The 19,718-nt window shown below is 65.9% G+C and carries 19 protein-coding genes; 12 read left to right on the top strand and 7 right to left on the bottom strand.

Annotated elements, in window-relative coordinates; genetic code table 11:
* Window position 1 precedes the first annotated feature (1 nt).
* Window positions 2-799, bottom strand: coding sequence for an enoyl-CoA hydratase/isomerase family protein (locus tag G6N59_RS07070; protein WP_138231473.1), 798 nt, complete (start codon window positions 797-799; stop codon window positions 2-4).
* An 80-nt stretch (window positions 800-879) separates the two neighbouring features.
* Here G6N59_RS07070 and G6N59_RS07065 point away from each other — a divergent pair, with 80 nt between their 5' ends.
* The 3 genes from G6N59_RS07065 to G6N59_RS07055 all read left to right on the top strand — a co-directional run bounded on the left by G6N59_RS07065 (window position 880) and on the right by G6N59_RS07055 (window position 3,632).
* Window positions 880-1,539 (top strand): hotdog family protein, encoded by a 660-nt coding sequence (locus tag G6N59_RS07065; RefSeq protein ID WP_138231472.1) that lies wholly within the window; start codon window positions 880-882, stop codon window positions 1,537-1,539.
* On the top strand, window positions 1,532-2,395 hold the full coding sequence (locus G6N59_RS07060) for an enoyl-CoA hydratase/isomerase family protein (RefSeq protein WP_138231471.1): 864 nt from the start codon (window positions 1,532-1,534) through the stop codon (window positions 2,393-2,395). Before G6N59_RS07065 ends, G6N59_RS07060 begins: the two co-directional genes overlap by 8 nt.
* A gap of 61 nt (window positions 2,396-2,456) precedes the next feature.
* A complete protein-coding gene (locus tag G6N59_RS07055) occupies window positions 2,457-3,632 on the top strand; it encodes a thiolase family protein (RefSeq protein ID WP_138231470.1) in 1,176 nt (391 codons plus the stop codon).
* A gap of 6 nt (window positions 3,633-3,638) precedes the next feature.
* Here the strand turns inward: G6N59_RS07055 and G6N59_RS07050 are convergent, their stop codons facing one another.
* Window positions 3,639-4,379, bottom strand: a complete 741-nt coding sequence (locus tag G6N59_RS07050) for a TetR/AcrR family transcriptional regulator C-terminal domain-containing protein (RefSeq protein WP_138231469.1) — start codon at window positions 4,377-4,379, stop codon at window positions 3,639-3,641.
* 128 nt (window positions 4,380-4,507) lie between these two features.
* Here G6N59_RS07050 and G6N59_RS07045 point away from each other — a divergent pair, with 128 nt between their 5' ends.
* The 9 genes from G6N59_RS07045 (at window position 4,508) to G6N59_RS07005 (ending at window position 14,084) form a co-directional block, all read left to right on the top strand.
* Complete coding sequence (locus G6N59_RS07045) at window positions 4,508-5,269, top strand: crotonase/enoyl-CoA hydratase family protein (protein WP_138231468.1); 762 nt, start codon at window positions 4,508-4,510, stop codon at window positions 5,267-5,269.
* A 6-nt stretch (window positions 5,270-5,275) separates the two neighbouring features.
* Window positions 5,276-6,073, top strand: a complete 798-nt coding sequence (locus G6N59_RS07040) for an SDR family NAD(P)-dependent oxidoreductase (protein ID WP_138231467.1) — start codon at window positions 5,276-5,278, stop codon at window positions 6,071-6,073.
* A 79-nt stretch (window positions 6,074-6,152) separates the two neighbouring features.
* Window positions 6,153-6,992: an enoyl-CoA hydratase gene (locus tag G6N59_RS07035; protein WP_234884315.1), complete on the top strand. Its 840-nt coding sequence runs from the start codon at window positions 6,153-6,155 to the stop codon at window positions 6,990-6,992.
* Window positions 6,992-8,266 carry an amidohydrolase family protein gene (locus G6N59_RS07030; RefSeq protein WP_138231466.1) on the top strand — a complete coding sequence of 425 codons (1,275 nt, stop codon included), beginning with the start codon at window positions 6,992-6,994 and terminating at the stop codon, window positions 8,264-8,266. The genes G6N59_RS07035 and G6N59_RS07030 overlap by 1 nt, the downstream gene beginning before the upstream one ends.
* The gene (locus tag G6N59_RS07025; RefSeq protein WP_138231465.1) at window positions 8,263-9,879 is read left to right on the top strand and encodes an acyl-CoA synthetase; all 1,617 of its coding nucleotides are present in this window, start codon (window positions 8,263-8,265) and stop codon (window positions 9,877-9,879) included. Before G6N59_RS07030 ends, G6N59_RS07025 begins: the two co-directional genes overlap by 4 nt.
* Window positions 9,876-10,706, top strand: a complete 831-nt coding sequence (locus tag G6N59_RS07020) for an amidohydrolase family protein (RefSeq protein WP_138231464.1) — start codon at window positions 9,876-9,878, stop codon at window positions 10,704-10,706. The genes G6N59_RS07025 and G6N59_RS07020 overlap by 4 nt, the downstream gene beginning before the upstream one ends.
* 4 nt (window positions 10,707-10,710) lie before the next feature.
* Entirely contained in the window at window positions 10,711-11,751 is a 1,041-nt protein-coding gene (locus G6N59_RS07015; RefSeq protein WP_138231463.1) for an acyl-CoA dehydrogenase family protein, read from the top strand.
* A 1-nt stretch (window position 11,752) separates the two neighbouring features.
* The gene (locus tag G6N59_RS07010) at window positions 11,753-12,946 is read left to right on the top strand and encodes an acyl-CoA dehydrogenase family protein (RefSeq protein WP_138231462.1); all 1,194 of its coding nucleotides are present in this window, start codon (window positions 11,753-11,755) and stop codon (window positions 12,944-12,946) included.
* 1 nt (window position 12,947) lies between these two features.
* Window positions 12,948-14,084, top strand: coding sequence for an NAD-dependent epimerase/dehydratase family protein (locus tag G6N59_RS07005; protein WP_138231461.1), 1,137 nt, complete (start codon window positions 12,948-12,950; stop codon window positions 14,082-14,084).
* On the opposite strand, the gene G6N59_RS07000 is transcribed toward G6N59_RS07005, so the two are convergent.
* From G6N59_RS07000 to G6N59_RS06980, 5 genes are read right to left on the bottom strand one after another with little or no spacing between them, the layout of a single operon-like run.
* Entirely contained in the window at window positions 14,061-15,299 is a 1,239-nt protein-coding gene (locus G6N59_RS07000; RefSeq protein WP_138231460.1) for an amidohydrolase family protein, read from the bottom strand. The genes G6N59_RS07005 and G6N59_RS07000 overlap by 24 nt on opposite strands.
* The gene (locus G6N59_RS06995) at window positions 15,296-16,060 is read right to left on the bottom strand and encodes an SDR family oxidoreductase (RefSeq protein ID WP_138231459.1); all 765 of its coding nucleotides are present in this window, start codon (window positions 16,058-16,060) and stop codon (window positions 15,296-15,298) included. Before G6N59_RS06995 ends, G6N59_RS07000 begins: the two co-directional genes overlap by 4 nt.
* 5 nt (window positions 16,061-16,065) lie before the next feature.
* Complete coding sequence (locus G6N59_RS06990; RefSeq protein WP_138231458.1) at window positions 16,066-17,211, bottom strand: thiolase family protein; 1,146 nt, start codon at window positions 17,209-17,211, stop codon at window positions 16,066-16,068.
* Window positions 17,211-18,437, bottom strand: a complete 1,227-nt coding sequence (locus G6N59_RS06985; RefSeq protein WP_138231457.1) for a CaiB/BaiF CoA transferase family protein — start codon at window positions 18,435-18,437, stop codon at window positions 17,211-17,213. The genes G6N59_RS06990 and G6N59_RS06985 overlap by 1 nt, the downstream gene beginning before the upstream one ends.
* 4 nt (window positions 18,438-18,441) lie before the next feature.
* Window positions 18,442-19,650 (bottom strand): cytochrome P450, encoded by a 1,209-nt coding sequence (locus G6N59_RS06980; RefSeq protein WP_138231456.1) that lies wholly within the window; start codon window positions 19,648-19,650, stop codon window positions 18,442-18,444.
* Window positions 19,651-19,718: the final 68 nt, after the last annotated feature.

Raw genomic sequence — 19,718 nt, 5'->3', positions numbered from 1 at the left:
GTCACCGCCCGCCGAACTGTGGCGGGCGATGGTCGCGGAAAGCGGCCATTCCCTCCTTGAAATCGGCTGTACGACAGGATAATTCCACGTTGTACAGCTCCTGGTTCAGCGCTTGGGACAAGGTCGCGTACTGGGCGTGATGGATGGCCTGCTTGGCCAGGCCGATGGCCACGGTCGGGCCCGAGGCCAACCGCTCCGCGAGGGCGGCGGCGGTGTCATCGAGGTCGGCAGGGGCGACGGCGCGGTGGATCATGCCCCAGTTCGCCGCCTCGATCGCGCTGACCTTCTCGCCGAGGAGCAGCATCTCCTTGGCGCGGACCAGGCCGATCAGCCGCGGTAACAACCAGGTGGCGCCGGAGTCCGGGGTGAAGCCGCGCGCGGCGAAGGGTTCCCAGAACGTGGCATCGTTTGCGGCCACGGTGAAGTCGGCCGCCAGCGCCAGGTTGCAGCCGAGACCAACTGCCCAACCGCGGACGCTGCACACCACCGGAAGGTGAATCGTCGCAACGAGTTCGACGAGGCGATGGGCGGTGTGCGGGATGCGCCGGAGTAGGTGACCCGTCCGCGGGCGCGTCGCCGGATCGTTCGTGGCGATCCAGTCTGCGCCACTGCAGAAATCTGTACCGACTGCGCCGATGTGCACGGCGCGCAGGGAATCGTCGCTCGCGGCTGCGGTGAGCTCGCCGACCAACCGGTCGATCATCGAGTGGCTCAACGCGTTTCGATGTGACGGCCGGTCGAGCAGGAGGCGCAGGACGGAACCGGTGCGAAGCACGGTGATCGAACCGTCGTCGCCCACTGTCAGGGTCCTCTCTCATACCGTACTGTGATGCCAACAGTATGTACTACGATTGCATTCGGCAAGCAGGAAAGAGGCATATGTCGACGGTCCAGTACGGCGAACGTCCGCTGGCGCAGACGGTCGCGGCGGCCGGGGCGATGCGGCGCCTGGCCGGGCTGCTGCTGGCACTCGAGCAGGACCATCCGGTGGTGGACGACATGCTCGCCCGGTTCGCCGAGTGGGAGGGTGTGCTGGCCGCGGCAGGCCCGCCGGACTCGACGCCGCGCATCGGTGCGGACGCCGGGGATGCTCAGCGCATCTACCTGGACCACGCCTTCGACATCGGCGCGTACAACCCGTGCTTCCCCGAATACGCCTTCGACCACCTTGATGACGAAACGGCGAGCGGGCGCGTGACGTTCCCGCTGGTGTACGAGGGCCCGCCGGGCCTGGTCAACGGTGGGTTCCTGGCTGTCTTCTTCGACTGCGTCACGCAACATCAGAGCTGTGCCGTGGAACGGACCGGCAAGACCCGGGCGCTGACACTCACTTTCCGCCGGCCGACCCCGATCCTCACGGAACTGCACTTCGACATCGTGCGCGTGGAATCCGACGGCTCGGTCATCTCGACGGCGCGACTGCTGCGCGGTGACGAGGTGCTCTGTATCGGTGAGTTCAGCACTGCGGCCTCGCGGCCGGCGGGGCTCAGTGGTTTCCACTTCGGCAAGCGCGCGGGGCATTCGAGGAATGATGACTGACGATCGCGTTCTCTATTCGGTCGACGACGACCACCGCATCGCGACCATCACGCTCAACGACCCGGCCAAGCGCAACTCCTACGACGCCACCATGCGTGATCAGCTGGCCCGCTATCTCGATCAGGTCGCCGAAGACGACGACATCACCGTGGTCCTGCTGCGCGGCAATGGGGGAGTGTTCAGCACCGGGGCGGACATGAACAACGCCTACGGTTGGTACGGCCCGGGAGAGCGGAAAGCCGGGAGCCGGCCGAGCCAGCGTCGGCGACTCACGGTGGACCGCAAGTCATTCGGCTTCTATCACAACCTGATGGGCTTCCCGAAGGTTACCGTCGGTGAGATCAGCGGATATGCCCTCGGCGGCGGCTTCGAGATGGCGTTGATGGCCGACATCTCCGTCATCGCCCGCGATACCAGGATCGGGATGCCGGCGACCCGATTCCTGGGGCCGGCGCTGGGCAGCCTGCACATGTTCTTCCATCGCCTCGGGCCGGTGTTGGCGCGCAGACTTCTGCTGACCGGAGACGTCGTGGAAGCCGGCGCGGTCGAACATCTCGGTGTCTTCACCGAAACCTGTGCGCCGGAGGCGGTTACCGCACGAGCGCGGTACTGGGCTGCCAAGGCCGCGAAAATGCCTGCTGACGGTGTGGTCATCGCCAAGGAGGCGTTCCGGCTCGTCGAACAGAGCCAGGCCTATCAGGGTGAGGAAGTCGCGAGCTACCTGTTCCACGCATACGGGACGAATCTGCAGTTCGCGCCGGGTGAGTTCAACTTCGTCAAGACGCGTGCCGAACACGGCGCCAAGGAGGCCTTCCGGCTGCGCGACGAACACTTCCATGTCGATGAGCCGCGCTGACCGGTCTCGTATACTGTGAAGGCAACAGTAACTGTTACAACCCGAGAAGCCGAGGTCGAGCATGCCCACACCCGTCATCGTCGGTGCCGTCCGGACGGCGATCGGCCGGTCCTTCAAGGGGACTCTGGTCAACACCCCGCCGGAGACACTGATCACCACGGTGCTTCCAGAGGTGGTGCGGCGCGCCGGCGTCGACCCGAACGCGATCGACGATCTCATCTTCGCTGAATCCCATTACGGTGGTGGCGATCTCGCCCGGTACGCGGCCGATGCGACCGGCATGCAACAGGTTCCCGGTCAGTCCGTGAACCGGCACTGCGCGGGTAGCCTCACCGCGATCGGTAACGCCTCGGCTCAGATCGGCTCGGGCATGGAGCGGGTGCTGATCGCCGGTGGCGTGCAGTCGCTGTCGATGACGCCGCTGGTGAACTGGCGCATCCCGGGGCCGGAGCTGAAATTCGAGGAGCGGTGGATGCCGCCGACTCACGTCGAGACCGCGGACGCGCCGGCCAAGGACATGTCGATCACCGTCGGCTGGAACACCGCGCAGGCCATGGGTATCACCCGCGAAGAGATGGACGCCTGGGCCGCGCGGTCACATCAGCGGGCCATTGCCGCGATGGATGCCGGCAAGTTCCTCGACGAGATCGTGCCTCTCAAGGTGCAACTACCCGATGGCTCGGTGATCGACTTCAGTGTCGATGAGCATCCGCGGCGCGACACCACCGCTGAAAAGCTCGCGGCCTTGAAGCCGCTGCACCCGGAGATCGAGGGCTTCTCGATCACCGCCGGCAACAGCAGTGGTACCAACGACGCGGCCGCCGCGGTCGCGATCGTCGATGCCGCGTATGCCGAGGCGGAGAAACTGACGAAGATGGCCACCGTGCGCGCGTGGGCGGCCGCGGGTGTCGCGCCGCGGGATACCGGCCTGGGTGCGGTGCGGGTCATCGGAAAGGTGTTGCAGCGAGCGGGATTGCAACCGTCTGATGTCGCGCTGTGGGAGGTCAACGAGGCGTTCGCCGCGGTACCGATCGCTGCGTGCAAGGAATTCGGCCTCGACGAGGAGAAGGTCAACTTCTCCGGAAGTGGTTGCAGCCTGGGGCATCCCATCGCGGCGTCGGGCGCGCGGATGGTGACGACACTGATCTATGAACTACAGCGCCGCGGCGGCGGCATCGGGGTTGCCGCGATGTGCGCCGGCGGTGGCCAGGGTGGCGCAGTCGTCATCGAGGTCTGACCCGAACTAGGAGCGCGGCGCCTTGCGGGTGCGGGGCGCCGGCTTCTTGTCGGCCTCGATCAGGCGTTCGGCCTGGTCGAGGATGCACTCGAGGCCGAAGTCGAAATTGTTCTCGTCCGCGGTGCCGAGGTGGTGGCCCTGCTGAACGGCCCGGGCGAGCAGCGGGGTGGTCTCGGCATCGATGGTCATGGCGTCCTGGATGTCGCCCGCCCCTTCGCCGTCGGCCTGCTTCTTGTCGCGAAGGCGTTGCAGCACAGCTGATCCGCGGACGTGAACCGACACCGCCGAGTAGATGTCGAAAGCGTGCTCCGGCGACAGTCCGGCCTCCACCAAGCTCGCGATCGCCTTCTCCACCGCCTGCACGCCCAAGCGTGCGGCCCGCGGGCTCAGTGCCGAGCGGATGAGAATCAGGTCGCACAGGATCGGGTTGCCCACGAACGTCTCACGCATGGTGCGGGCATGATTGCGCAGCGTCGAGCGCCAATCTTTGGCTTCGACGTACGGCGTGGCGAACACGTACTCACGCAGGGCGCGGTCCGTCATCGCATTGAGCAGGTCGTCCTTCTTGCGGAAGTACCAATAGATGCTCGTGACGCCGACACCGAGGTGTTTGCCCAGCAGCGGCATGCTGAGATTGTCGATCGAAACCTGTTCTGCGAGTTCAAATGCGCCATTGATGATGTCATCGGGGTTGATCGAACCTCGCTCACGCCGCTGGCGCTTTTCAGCGGTTGCCACCTTTGCCACTGTGGGCACCTCCATCACGATCGATGCTGCGCAACTGTTGAATCTACCGTGTGCTGCCCTCTCGACTGGCACGTCTGTCTACTGTAAGACATATAGTAAGTGTTTCTGTGGACTATGGAGGGCAAGCGGTGGCAGGCGAAGTTCTCGTCGAGCGGCAGGGTCGCATTCTCGTCATCACGATCAATCGACCGGATTCGCGTAACGCGGTGAATCACGCGGTGAGTCAGGGGCTTGCCGACGCGGTCGACGAACTCGACTCCGACGCAAGCCTGTCGGTGGCCGTGATCACCGGCGCGGGTGGAAACTTCTGCGCCGGAATGGATTTGAAGGCCTTTGCGGCGGGCGAGCGCGTCGACATCCCTGGGCGCGGCATCGGCTTCACCGAACGGCCACCGCGCAAGCCGTTGATCGCAGCTGTCGAGGGCTACGCGCTGGCGGGCGGGACCGAGGTTGTGCTGGCCACTGACCTTGTCGTCGCTTCGCGCACCGCGAAGTTCGGCATCCCCGAGGTGAAGCGCGGTCTGATCGCGGCCGGCGGCGGGTTGTTGCGGCTGCCGCGGCGTATCCCGTTCCAGAAGGCGCTCGAGTTGGCCCTCACCGGCGACAGCTTCACCGCAGAACAGGGAGAGCTGTGGGGTTTCGTCAACGTGTTGGCCGAGCCGGGCGACGCGCTGGCCGAGGCCATCAAGCTCGCGCAACGGATCACTGCCAACGGGCCGCTGGCCGTCGCGGCGACCAAGGAGATTCTGGTGAAGGGCACCAACTGGTCCGACGACGAAATGTGGTCCAAGCAGCTCGAACTCATCATTCCGGTGTTCACGTCCAATGATGCCAAGGAGGGGTCCATCGCGTTCGCCGAGAAACGCGCCCCGAAGTGGACCGGTACGTAACGCCTCATGGAACTAGGTGTTCGCGGCGCCGCTGCGGTGATCGTCGGCGGCGGTCGGGGCATGGGGCTGGCGACCGCCCGGTGCTTGGCCGACGACGGTGCACGCATCGCGGTCGTCGGCCGTACCCGCGAGGTGCTGGACGCGGCTGCGGCGGACCTCGCCCGTCGGGGCAGTCCGGACGCGGTCGGGTTGGTGGCCGATGTGTGCGATGCCGCCCAGGTCGACGACCTCTTCGCACAGGTGGCTGCGCTGTGGGGCGGTGCGCTGAATATGCTCGTCAACGCCGCCGGGCCGACGGTGGTGGGAAACTTCGAAGACCTCAGCGACGATCAATGGCGCACCGCCGTCGACGACGGCGCCATGGGCATGGTGCGGTGTGTCCGCGCGGCACTTCCGTTGCTGCGCAAGGCATCGTGGGCCCGTATCGTCAACTTCTCGGCGCATTCGACTCAGCGGCAGAGCGTCATCCTGCCCGCCTACACGGCGGCGAAGGCGATGGTGACCAGCATCTCGAAGAATCTTTCGCTGCTGCTGGCGCCGGACGAAATCCTTGTCAATGTCGTCTCGCCCGGAAGCATCGCCTCCGAGGCGCTCGTCGGCTGGGCTGAATCGGTCGGCGTCGACGGCGCCGACCCCTATGCGCTCATGGCTGCCGTCGGCGAGCACTTCGGGCACCCCGCGCATCTGCCGCGCGCCGGGCTACCTGACGAAATAGGCCCTGTCGCTGCATTTTTGGTATCTCGTCGCAATTCGTACATGACCGGCGCCAACGTCAACGTCGACGGTGGCAGCGACTTCACCTGAGTAGTGTCGCGGAGATACTGATAGGTGTACAGTATGGCCATACAAACGTCCGAGAGGCGACGTCGAGGAGGCCCATCCGGTGACGGTTCCTGACCGTGTGACGGCCGACGTCCCGAATGCCGTGGTGCTCTACGAGGTGCGGGAATCCGGCGTTGCGGTCGTGACCTTGAATCGGCCCGAGCGGATGAATGCCTGGGGTGACGGTCTCGCCGCCGCCTTCTACGCCGCCCTCGACGCGGCCGAGGCCGACCCGGCGGTCCGAGTGATCGTGCTGACCGGCAGTGGGCGGGCGTTCTGCGCCGGCGCGGACATGGGCGATCTGACGTCGATCAGCGGCGCCGTCATCGATGGCGACACGGACGTCGACAAGCTGGTGGGCGAGCGCCACCCGCTTTTCGTCACGACGTTGCGCAAGCCCGTCATCGCCGCCATCAACGGTGCCTGTGCCGGCATCGGGATGACCCAAGCATTGATGTGCGACGTCCGATTCGCCGCCCGGAGCGCCAAATTCACCACCGCGTTCGCACGACGAGGCCTGATCGCCGAGTACGGAATCTCCTGGATCCTGCCGCGCCTGATCGGTGTCAGTGCCGCGCTGGACCTGCTGCTGAGTGGCCGGAAGGTGGACGCCGAAGAGGCGGCCCTGCTCGGGTTCGTGAAAGCGGTTGTCGCTGACGATGAGCTGCTGCCCCACGCCATCGCGTACGCCGAGGACATGGCCGCGCATTGCTCACCGAGCTCGCTCGCGGTGATCAAAGAGCAGGTCTACTCCGACATCATGCGCGACGCCGCCGGCGCGAGTGCCCGCTCGGAGACACTCATGCACGAATCGTTGCAGCGCCCGGATGTTATCGAAGGCATTACCAGCTTCTTTGAGAAGCGCCCACCCGAGTTTCCGCCGTTGAAGGGGCAGTGCTGATGACGCTGGAGCGAACAGCGGAGCGGATCGCGCATCCGACTCTGGACTACAGGGCAATTGACGTCGACAACCACTACTACGAACCCGTCGACTCCTGTACCCGGTATCTGCCCAAGGAGTTCAAGCGACGCGGCGTCCAGATGGTCCAGGACGGTAAGCGCACCTGGGCTGTGATGGGGGAAAAGATCAACCACTTCATCCCGAATCCCACCTTCGACCCGATCATCGAACCGGGGTGCCTGGATCTGTTGTTCCGTGGCGAGATTCCCGACGGTGTCGATCCGGCGTCGCTGATGAAGGTGGACCGGATGGCGAACCATCCGGAGTACCAGAATCGCGATGCCCGGGTAAAGGTCTTGGACAAGCAGAACCTCGAAACCGCTTTCATGCTGCCCACTTTCGCCTGCGGGGTCGAAGAGGCGCTCAAGGGCGACATCGAGGCGACCATCGCGACGGTGCACGCCTTCAACCTGTGGTTGGACGAGGATTGGGGCTTCCACCGCCCCGACGGCCGGATCATCTCGGCGCCGATCATCTCGCTCGCCGACCCGCACGCGGCGGTCGACGAGGTCGAGTTCGTCCTAGGTCGCGGCGCCAAACTCGTGTTGGTCCGGCCCGCGCCAGTGCCCGGTGTGGCCAAGCCACGGTCCCTCGGCGACCCACTGCACGACCCGGTATGGGCGCGGCTGGCCGAAGCCGGCGTGCCCGTCGGCTTCCACCTGAGCGACAGCGGTTACCTTGCCATCGCCGCACTTTGGGGCGGCAAGGCGACATTCGAGGGGTTCGGCAAGAAGGACCCGCTGGACCAGATTCTGCTCGACGACCGGGCCATCCACGACACGATGGCGTCGATGATCGTCCACCAGGTTTTCACCCGGCACCCGGCGCTGAAGGTGGCCAGCATCGAGAACGGCTCGTACTTCGTGTACCGCTTGATCAAGCGGCTGAAGAAGGCCGCCAACAACGCGCCCTACCACTTCAAGGAGGATCCGGTCGAGCAGTTGCGCAACAACGTCTGGATCGCCCCGTACTACGAGGACGATGTGTTGTTGCTCGCCGAAACCGTTGGCGTGGAGAGGATCTTGTTCGGCTCCGACTGGCCGCACGGTGAAGGACTCGCCGACCCGATGTCGTTCACCGCCGACATTCCGCAGTTTCCCGAGTTCAGCGCCGAGGACACCCGGAAAGTCATGCGCGACAACGCCTTGGACCTCCTGGGTGTCTCGGTGGGAGCGGTCAGTGTGGAGGGGACGGCCCAGCCGTCATACCCGTGAGCGAATGGACTCTCGGCGCCGTCCTCGACGCCATTGCGGACGCGGTGCCCGACCGCGTCATGACGGTCTGCGGTGCTCGCCGGAGTACCTACGCGGAGGTATCGGAACGCACGCGACGACTGGCGAACTTCTTGGCAGGCAGAGGGTTTGGCGCCCAGCGAGAACGTGAGAGCCTGCAGCGGTGGGAGTGCGGCCAGGATCGGGTCGCGCTGATCATGCACAACGATCTGTACCCCGACGTGTTGATCGGTGCGCTGAAGGCGCGAGTCGTCCCCGTCAATGTCAACCACCAGTACACCCCCCGAGAAGTCCGTGAGCTGCTCGACTACCTGAAGCCGCGCGGGGTCATCTATCACCGGTCACTGGGCGCCGAATTCGCCGACGTACTGCCCGCTGTCGGTGCGGACCTGCTGATCTCGGTCGACGACGGCAGTACGGCGCCCGAACTGCCGGGTGCACTCACGCTGAATGACGCACTCGCCCAGGGAGACACCGATGCCGTCATCGAACCGCGTCCCGACGACGTACTGATGATCTGCACCGGTGGCACCACCGGGCGCCCCAAGGGCGTGATGTGGCGACAGAGCGACACCTACGTCGTGTCGATGAACGGCGCCGACCACTCATCCGTCAGGGAGATCCACGACAAGGTGCGCGACTGCGGCCCGCCGTGGTTCGCGGTGTCTCCGCTGATGCACGCCGCGGGCCTGTGGACGACGCTCGCCGCGGTGCTCGGCGGCCAGACGGTCGTGCTCTACGACAACCGGGCGGCGTTCGACGCCCGCACCGTCCTGCAGACCGCTGAGCGCGAGCGGGTGGGCTTGATGACGATGGTCGGTGACGCTTATGCGGGTCCGTTGGTCGAGGAGCTCCGGCGGCACCCTTACGACCTGTCGTCGCTGTCCGCGGTTGCGAGCGGCGGCGCGGCGACGAATCCGAAACACCAACGGGCTCTGCTGGAGCTGCTTCCGGCGATCACCATGGTCAACGGGTACGGATCGTCGGAGACCGGGAACGTCGGATTCGGTCGCAGCCGGCGCGACAGCCAGCAGGACACCTTCGAGTTACGGGCCGGCGCCTCGGTGGTGTCGGCCGACCTGCAACGCTTTCTGCGCCCCGGCGACGCGGAGATCGGATGGGTAGCCCGTGGAGGGCGTATCCCGCTGGGATACTTCGACGATCCACCGGCCACCCGCACCACCTTCCCGGAGATCGACGGCCACCGTGTGGTGATCTCCGGCGACCGGGGGCGACTGGCCGCGGACGGCACCCTCGAACTGTTCGGCCGGGACTCGTTGGTGGTCAACACCGGAGGCGAGAAGGTGTTCGTCGAAGAGGTCGAAGCGCTACTGCGGGCACACCCGGGGGTTGCCGACGCGCTGGTTGTCGGCAGGCCCAGCGAGCGGTGGGGCGAGGAAGTCGTGGCCCTGGTGGCTGCACAGCACGATGCCGAGGTCACGCACGAGCAGTTGCGCGTCGCATGTATGGCGCACTTCGCGCGGTTCAAAGTTCCAAAGGAGTTCCTCTTCGTGGACCAGGTCCGCCGGCTGGGCAATGGCAAGGCCGACTACCGCTGGGCCAAAAATGTTGCCGACGGGCGGGTGATGACATGACACGAGCGATCGACTGTCTGGTGAACGTGCACTTCGGGGAGACCGAGCGACAACCGTCGTGGATGGTCAAGGTGCGGGACGACTATTTCAAGGGACCCGAATCCATGTTCGCGCCCGTGGAGCTGTCGGAACTGCTCGACGAGATGGACGCGCACGGGGTCACCAAGGCGATCCTGATGGACAGCCTGGCCAATCCGTCGGTGACCGCACGCAAATTCGCCCTGGCCCAGCCGGATCGGTTCGCCCTGGCGCTGGGCGGCGTGAACCTGCTGCGCCCGATGCCGTCGTTGCGGGAACTGACCGCCGCCGTGGCTGATCTGCCGGTCGCGTATGCCGTTGTCGGGCCGAGCTTCTGGGGTGACGGACAGTACCCACCCAGTGACGCGGTGTACTACCCGCTCTACACCAAATGCGCGGAGCTGGAGCTGCCGCTGTGCATCAACACCGGAATCCCCGGCCCACCGATTCCCGGGGAAGTGCAGAACCCCATCCACCTGGACCGCGTCTGCGTGCGATTCCCCGAACTGAAGCTCTGCATGATCCACGGTGCGGATCCGTGGTGGGACATCGCGATTCGGCTGCTCATCAAGTATGCCAACCTCCGCCTGATGACGTCGGCGTGGTCACCGAAGCGGTTGCCCGAGAGCCTGCTGCACTACATGCGGACCCGCGGCGGGGACAAGGTGATCTACGCATCGGACTGGCCGGTGCTCAAGATGAGCCGCGTCGTGCCCGAAGCGCGGGTACTCGACCTGCCGCCGGACGTGCTGGAGAACTACCTCTACCGCAACGCGAACGATTTCTTCTTCGGAAACCGGGAGAGCTGAGGCAATGGACCGTTACGAGTTGCGCAAGCTGGACTACAGCCTGTCGCCGGATCACCACGCACTGCAGGCGGCGTATCGAGAGTTCTTCACCGCGCACTGTCCCATCTCGGTCGTGCGCGCCGCCGAGGGGCCGGGGTTCGACAAGAGCCTGTGGGAACGGCTGTGCGGCATGGGCGCAACGACCATGGCTCTGTCTGAGTCGGTGGGCGGCGACGGGGCGACCCTGGTGGACTTGACGCTGGTGGCCGAGGAGATCGGCCGGGTGTTGGCGCCGGTGCCGTGGATCGATCACGTTTGCGCGGCCCGGCTACTGGAGCGGTTCGGCGTACTGGAGGCCGACATCGTCAGTGGCAGGCAGCTGGCCGGGTTCGACCCGGCTCAGGCGAACATGCCTGGTGCCAGGCTGATTCCGAGCGGTTCGGTCGCCGAACACATTCTGATGCGTGACGGCGAGGACATCGTGTGGCTGACGTACGGCATCCGGCCGGCGAAGGTCGAGAACATCGGCCGGTTGCCGATGGCCTGGATCGATCCCGACGCCGCCGACACCAGGACGGTGGTGGCCAGCGGTTCGGTGGCGCGCGCGGAATATCAACGGGCGCTGGATGAATGGCGGTTGCTGACCGCCGCGGCTTTGGTGGGGCTGGTCGAGGCGACCATGACCATCGCGGCGGAGTTCGCGAAGACCCGCTTCACTCTCGGGGTTCCGATCGCGTCGCTGCAGGCGATTTCGCATCCGCTGGCCAATATGGCGATCGTCGTGCAAAGTGGCCGGAACCTGGCGCGGCGGGCGGCGTGGTTCCTCGACAACGAGCCGGACGAGAGAGCGGAACTGGCGCCTGCCGCGTTCGTGTTCATGGCCGACGAGGCGCCCCGCGCGGCGACGATGGCGGTCCACATTCAAGGTGGGCTCGGAGTGTCCGACGAAGCCGCTGCCCCGGCGTATCTCGTGCGGGCGCGGGGATGGGCGCTGGCCGCCGGCGATTCCGGCGCCACCGCCACACGCATCGGTGAGATTCTGGCCGCGCGGGAGAAGGTGAGCTGAGATGGATTTCTCGACGGTTGAATTGTCGGACGAGGACCTGGCATTCCGCGACGAGGTCCGAAAGCTGCTGCGCACCATCGTCACCGACGAGGTGATCCGCCGAGACCGGGAAACCGGTGACAACTTCGACGAGGGAGTCCACCTCGCTCTGGGCGCGGCGGGATACCTTGAGGCCGAATGGAAGTCGGAGGCCGACGGCGGATTCAGCCGGGTCCGTCGGCGAATCTGGCAGCTGGAGAAGCGCCGCTTCCACGTCCCCTGGGTCACCTGGGGGACGACGGCCATGGTGGCCCAGTCCGTGGCGACATTCGGATCGAACGAGCTGCGCGACGAGGTGCTGCCCGGGGTCTTCAGCGGTCATGTCCGGCTGTGCCTGGGCTATACCGAGCCCGAGGGCGGGTCTGACGTGGCAACATGCAAGACCCGCGCCGTGCGCGATGGCGACCAGTGGATCATCAACGGGTCCAAGATGTTCACGACTGGCGCACACAACTGCCGGTACGTCTTCCTCATCACCAACACCGACCCGGATGCGCCGAAGCACAAGAGCCTGACCATGTTCCTGGTGCCGCTGGACACACCGGGCATCGAAATCCAGGGTATCCGGACCGTCGACGGTGACCGCACCAACATCGTGTACTACAGCGACGTACGCGTCGATGACCGCTACCGGCTCGGTGACGTGAACGGCGGCTGGGCGGTGCTGCGTGAACCGCTCAATACCGAACACGGCGCTGTCGCAGCGGATCCCGACGGCCTGCAGGACGTGTCGATCATGATGCACCAGGCCGGCTTCATGGCCACGGCCGTGGACAAGGTCGCCGCGCGGACCGCACAGGCGGGGGCCGGCGGGCGTCGGCTCATCGACGACGCATCCGTGGCTTATCGGCTGGGCCGCAGCGCCGCTCGGATGGAGGCGGCGTTGAGTGCCCCGAGCATCTTCGGCCGGGTGGCGCTTGCGCAGGCGATGCGCGACATCTCCCCGGACCTCATGGACATCCTCGGCGCGGCGTCGGCGTTGCCCGTCGGCGCCGAGGGCGCGGCCGACGACGGAGCGGCCGAATACGTGTACCGGTTCGCACCGCTGGTCGGCATCTACGGCGGCACCCTCGAGGTGTTCCGCAACATGATCGCCCAGCACGTTCTCGGGCTCGGGAAGCCTGCGTACGCACCAATCGGTGCGCAGAAAGGATGAAGTGACAGACCAGATTGCCGACGTCGTACTGATCACCGGCGCCTTCGGGCAAGTCGGGAAGCGGTGTGCCGAGATCTTGCTCAGGCGAGGGCGAACCGTCATCGCGATGGACCTGCAGAACGACAAGACCACCGTGGTCGCCGACGAGCTCGCGACCCGGTCAGACGGTGGCACACTCGTCGTCGCGTACGCCGACCTGCTCGACGCGGACACCATCGCCGAGTGCGTGAGCCGGCACAGGCCTGCGGCCATTGTGCATCTGGCCGCGATGCTGGCCCCCGCGTCGTACCGAAACCCGTTGCTGGCGCGCAGGATCAACGTCGACGGAACCCACAACCTGGTGGCGGCCGCACGTTCGCTCTCCGAACCACCGCTGTTCGTCGACGCGTCGAGCGCGTCGGTCTACGGATCCCGCAATCGGTACACCCATCCGCAGCGCATCACCGCGGACACCCCGGTGAACCCGGTCGACCAGTACGGCGAGGACAAGGTGCTCGCTGAAGAGGTGGTGCGGAGCAGCGGGCTGCCCTACGCGGTGCTGCGCCTCGGGGGAGTGATCTCGACCGACGTCTCGGCCAACTTCAACACCGACTATCTGGTGCTGATGCGCGCCACGCCGCGGGACAATCAGCTGCACACCGTCGACGCCCGCGACGTCGCGCTGGCCTTCGCCAACGCCGTCGACCGTCGGGATGCGGTGAACGGCAAGACGCTGTTGATCGGCGGCGACGACACGCACCTGCACACCTTCCGTGACGTCGAGGACGACATCATGGAGGCGGTCGGTGTCGGGCGGCTCGGCCCTTCGGCGAGTCTTCCCGGTGATCCGGAAGACGACCGGGGCTGGGGCTTCACCGGGTTCTTCGACACCAGCGAAGCGCAGGCGCTACTGGATTTCCAAGAGCATTCGTGGTCCGAGACGCTGGCCTGGGTGGCGGATTCGCTGGGGCGGCTCCGTCCGGTGCTGTGGGCGCTCGGGCCCGCGATCCGTCCGGTGCTGAGGACGATTCTCGCTGTCCAGCGCAAGGTGGAGGGGCGAGGACGCTACGCCGACCCGTGGGCACTGATCGAGAAGAACTACGGTCCAGGGGCTTTGGCGAGCGGTCAGGCCAGATCAGGAGCGGGCGAACCCCGCTAGTTTCGGTGGCCGCGCCCCCGCGGGATCGGGGTTGGCGATGGTCAGCCCCATGAAGCGGCGGGCGTTGTCGCCCATGAAGTCGTAGGTCCGCCGCTCATCCATGTCTTCGGCGTAGCGCCAGAAGCCTTTCGGCTCGGCGAGGCCTTCGGGATGGGGGTAGTCCGAACCGAACATGACCCGATCCCACCCGACGGTGTTCACGACGTCGGCCACACAGCCTTCCCAGAACGGGCTCACCCAGATGTTGCGACGAAACACCTCGTGCGGGTGTTCCGGAAAGTTCTGCGGCATCTTCTTGTACAGGTCGGCAAAGTCGTGGAACAACGGGTAAATCCACGAGCTGCCGTTCTCGACACTGGCAATGCGCAGCTTCGGAAACCGGGTCAGGGTGCCATGACAGATCAGGCTGGTGATCATGTCGGCGATCTCGCGGTGGCCGAGCACCATCCACCGGAACGCGCTCTGCGCCATGAAGCTCTGGGTGTGAGGCGGTTCCCACTGGTTGACGTACGTGTCCAGCGGGGGATAGCTCGCGTGCAGCACCACCGGCAGGCCCGCGGCCTCCAGGTCGCGCCAGAACGGGTCGAATTCCGGTAACGCGGGGGAGCGCCACCCCCGAATCCCGTTGACCGGCCCCGGTTTGACGAGGGCCACGCGCACGCCGCCCGCCAGCAGGTACTCGAGTTCTCGTTGCGCACCGTCGACCTCGGACAGGTTGATGATCGGTGTCGAGTACACCCGGTCCTCGTAGTTGAAAGTCCAGTGCTCGAGCATCCACTGGTTCAGCGCGTGAATCACTGCCAGTGACAGTTCGGGATCGTCGGCGGTGGCGTGTTCGATGAGGCTGGCCAGCGTCGGGTAGTTCAAGGCCTCGACGACGCCCTGGCGGTCGAGCTCCTTGACCCGCTCGGCGGGATTGCGCGTGGCTGCGGGCGCTTCGATTGCGGCACCCTGCATTTCGCGCAGGCTGAGGCCTTCGGCGTTCTCCCCGGCGAAGAATCTCTCGTGCGCCCCGGGTGCGGCGACGCGCTCGAATGTCGGATTGGGGATGAAGTCGTTGACCCGGCCGTTGATCACGATGCGGGTTTGCTTCCCGAACTTCGCGAACTGCACTGCCCGTGCGTATTTTTCGGGCAGGTACTTGGTCAGCGCCTCGGCTGTCTCGTACATGTGCTGGTCGGCGTCGAAGATCGGCGCTGAGGTGAATCGCGTCATGGCAGGATTGCCGTTCCCTTCGGGGCGCCGCGGGCGATCACCTTTGGCATCGACGTTGACGAACTGGTGCTGAGGATCGTCTGCACCACGTTGACCAGGTCTTCGACCGGCATCAATTTGCCGGGCAGACAGCCTCCGGACATCCACAGCGGCAGCGCTTTTGCGGCGAGTTCCAGGTCCCAGTCGGCGTTCATGCCGGTTTGGCTGTCGCCTTTGCCGCCGCCGCATTCGCCGACCACCAGGCACGTGAAGCCGATGTCGGGATGCTCGGCCCGCCAGGCTTCGACAAGCCGCTCGAGCGCGGCCTTGCTCACCCCGTAGGCGCCGAGTCCGGGCCACGGTGGGCCGAAAGTGCCGGCGTCAGAAGACAGATAGACGGCCTTGCCGGCAGCGGCCGTGAGGTGGGGGATGGCAGCTGTCGTCGCGAGCGACGCACCGACCACGTTGGTGTCGAAGACACGCCGCCAGATGTCGGCATCGGTGTCGACGAGCCGCACCACCGGGCCGATGGCGGGGGTGTAGACGAGGTTGTCGATGCCGCCCAGAGCAACGGCTGCCGCGTCGATGGCCGACCGGACCGACGCTTCGTCGGTGACGTCGCATTCGAGTGCGACCGCGTGGGGTCCAGCTTCCTTCGCGGCGTTCTCCAGCCGCGTGAGGCGCCGCGCCAGCAGCGCGACCTGGGCGCCGCGCTGGGCCAGGCCGACGCCGATGCAGCGGCCGAGCCCGCTCGACGCGCCGATGACGACCGTCCTCGACATCGTCGTCACCGCGTGAGAATCGTGGCCGCGGCGGTACCGGGCGCACCGTATAACTGCGCGAAGCCGACCTTCGGCTCGCCGGGTACCTGCCGGTCCCCGGCCTCGCCGCGTAACTGACGGACCAGTTCATGGAGCTGCCGCAGGCCCGATGCACCGATGGGCTCTCCGTTGGCGATCAGGCCGCCGTCGGTGTTGACCGGCATGCTGCCTCCGATCTCGGTGGCGCCGTCGGCGAGGAGCTTTTCCTGGTCTCCGTGTCCGCAGAAACCGCACTCGGCCATGTGGATGATCTCTGCGCCGGCGTCGGTGTCCTGCAGCTGGATCACGTCGACGTCTTCCGGTGCGATAGCCGCCTTTTCGAAGGCGGCCCGCGCCGCGTACACCGTCGGTGCCACGTCTTCCTCGACGGGCGCGAAGGTGGTGTTGACCTCGTAGGCGCCATAGGACCGGGTGCGGATTTCGACGGCGCGCACGTAGACGGGCCTGTCCGTGTAGCGGTGGGCGATCTCGGCGCGGCACATCACCACCGCGGCGGCGCCCTCGTCAGGTGCGCAGAACATGTACTGCGTCAGCGGGTAGTTCAGCATCGGCGAGCCCAGGATGTCATCCTCCGAAATGGGCTTACGCCGGAAGGCATTGGGGTTCAGCGCGCCGTTGCGGAAGTTCTTGGCGGCGACTCTGGCCAGCGTCTGCTGCGATATCCCGTGGTCGTTGAGGTACCGGTTGGCTTTCATCCCGAAGAACTGGGTGGTGAGGTACTGTCCGTTCTCCGCATACCAGCTGGGCATGCCGACCAGGGCGGGGTCTTCGGTGAAGGCGCCACGGGGATGCTTGTCCAGCCCGACGGCTACACCGATCTCGTAGTCGCCCAGGCGAATTCCGTCGGCGCACGCCTTGACCGCGCTGGCCGCGGTCGCGCACGCGTTGAACACGTTGGTGAACGGAATCCCGCTCAAGCCCACCATGCCCACGATGGCATCAGGGTTCGCGACGGTCCAGCTGCCGCCGGTGGCGGCACCGATGTCGCTCCACTCGACGCCGGCGTCGGCGACGGCCGCGAAGATCGCGTCGACGCCCATCTGCATCGCGGACTTGCCCTCGAACCGGCCGAACGGGTGCAGCCCGGCACCGATGATCGCTACGTCGTGCATCAGGCGATGGCTCCTGCCTTCTTGAGGGCGTCGATCCGGTCCCAGTCGATTCCGAGTTCGGACAGGATCAGCTCGGTGTGCTCGGAGGCCTGTGGTGCCCGGGTCGTCTGGAGCGGTTCGTGGTTGAACTGCACCGGCCCGCGGACCACCCGGAACGGTCGCTCACCCACGCCGGCGTCGACTTCGACGATCATGTCGTTGGCGATGGCCTGTTCGTCGGTGGCGAGGTCGAGGAAGCTCTGGAAGGGCGCCCACTGACCCTTCATGGTCTTGAGGTGCGCTCGCCAGTACTCGAACGGCTTGCTGCGGATCGCCTCGCTGATGAGAGCCGCAGCCGCCGGGGCATTCTCGATCAGCGGCAGCACATCGCTGAACCGTGGGTCGTCGGCCAACTCGGCAAGCCCCAGGTGTTCGAAGGCGTCGCGGATGTAGCCGGTCGGGCTGACGATGCACAGGTTGATCGTTCCGCCATCGGACGTCAGATAGTTGGCCATGAAGGGGTTGACGCTCTGGCCGGCGTCGTCGGGCATGAGTGATCGCATGGTCTCGCCCGTCTCCATGCCCTGGGTCATACTCGCGCCGGCGGCCCACCACGCGGTGCTCAGCAGGGACACATCGAGCTCGACGGCCTCGCCCGTGCGCTCGCGGTGAAACAGCGCGGCCGAAATGCCACCGGCGATGTTCGCCCCGCCGATGGAATCCCCGAACGCCGGAATGCCTTGTGACAACGCGCCGCCCAGCGCTTCGGGTGTCAGCGAATGCCCGACCCCACTGCGGGTCCAGAACGCGGTGCCGTCGAAGCCGCCGACGTCGCGCTCAGGGCCTTTGTCGCCGTAGGCACTGCCGCGCGCATAGATGATGTTCGGGTTCACGGCACGAATGTGCTCGATATCGAACTTGTGCCTCTGGCGGGCTGTCGGCAGGTAGTTGGTGAGGAAGACGTCGGCCGTCTTGGCGATCTCGTAGAGGACCTCCTGCCCACCGGACGTGGACACGTCGATGCCGACGCTGCGCTTGCCCCGGTTGGGGTGCTCGATCAGGGGGTGCCGATCGGGATCGAGTTGGAGTCCGCCCATGTTGACGAAGCCGCGCTGGGTATCGCCGCGGACCGGGTGCTCGACCTTGATGACGTCGGCGCCCCAGTCGGCGAGAATGGCGCCGGCCGCGGGAACGAAGGTGAACTGTGCGACTTCGAGGACCCGGACGCCCTGCATCACCTTGACCATGTCGTCATCCCGCCGCGCTGAACGTGACGGGCAGCGCCGTAGGGGAGCGGAACGGATTTCCGGAGATATGTGGGTCGTCGTCGGTGACGAGTTCCATGTCCGTGAGACGGGTGAGCAGACATTCCACCGCCACCCGGGTTTCCATCCGGGCCAGGTGCAGACCCATGCAGGTGTGCTCGCCGGCGGCAAACGAGATGTGCGGCAGACGTTTCCGGAAGATGTCGAATTCCTCGGAGCGTTCCCACCGGCGCTCGTCACGGTTCGCCGAGCCGATGCACACGTCGATCACGGCGCCCGCCGGCACCTCGACACCCCCGAGTTCGGTGTCCTCGGTGGCGAAGCGTTGCACGGTGGTCAGCGGCGTTTCGTACCGCAGGCCCTCTTCGACGGCATCGGCGATGAGTGTGTGGTCGTGCTGAATCGCCTGGAACTGTTCGCGATGAGTCAGCAACAGATACAACAGATTTCCCGACGAGCGGTAGGTGGTCTCCAGCCCCGCGGGCAGTAGCAGCCGCAAGAACGAGTAGATGGCTTCGTCGGTGAGCTTCTCGCCGTCGATGTCTGCGGTGACCAGGTCGCCGATGATGTCTTCGGTCGGGCTGCAGCGACGCTGCTCGATCTGCTGCAGGAAGTAGTCCTTGAGCGCGGCCGACGCTTCGAAGGCGCGCTGGTACTTCACGGTATAGCTGATCAGCTCGACCGCGCGCTGCCGGAACCAGGACAGGTCCTCTTCGGGCAGCCCCAACAGCTTTGAGATGACGCGGGTCGGGAACTCCAGCGTGAAGTCGGCGACCAGATCGGCGGTGCCGGCGTCGGCGAATTCGTCGATGAGCTCATTGACGACAGGGCGGACGATCTCTGGTTCCCACCGCGCCAGCGATTTCGACTTGAACGCCGCGGAGACCAGATTGCGGTGTTGCCAGTGTGCCTTGCCTTCCATCGCCAGGATGGTGGGCCCGATGAACAGCCCTATGGTGCTGTCGTAGATGTGCGAGTTGAAGACCTTGCCGTCCCGGAACACGCGGTTGACGGCGTCGAAAGACACCGCGGCGTAGAGATGTTCGGGCCTGAATGCCTCGGGCGTTTTCGACCAGTCCATGACGCTGCCCCGGAAGGCGCCACCTTCCCTTCGCTTCTGGGCGAAGAAGACGTACGGGTCACGGAGGAGGTCGACACCCTCGTTGACGTCAGTGTCCTGAACGAGACTCACCACCTCTAACTGATGGGCATCCGGCTGCCAATACCGTAAAGCTTACAGTAGATGCCGTTACGGCGTCAGGA

The sequence above is a fragment of the Mycolicibacterium aubagnense genome, from assembly GCF_010730955.1.
Lineage (GTDB): Bacteria > Actinomycetota > Actinomycetes > Mycobacteriales > Mycobacteriaceae > Mycobacterium > Mycobacterium aubagnense.
This window is presented reverse-complemented; position numbering and strand designations above follow the sequence as displayed.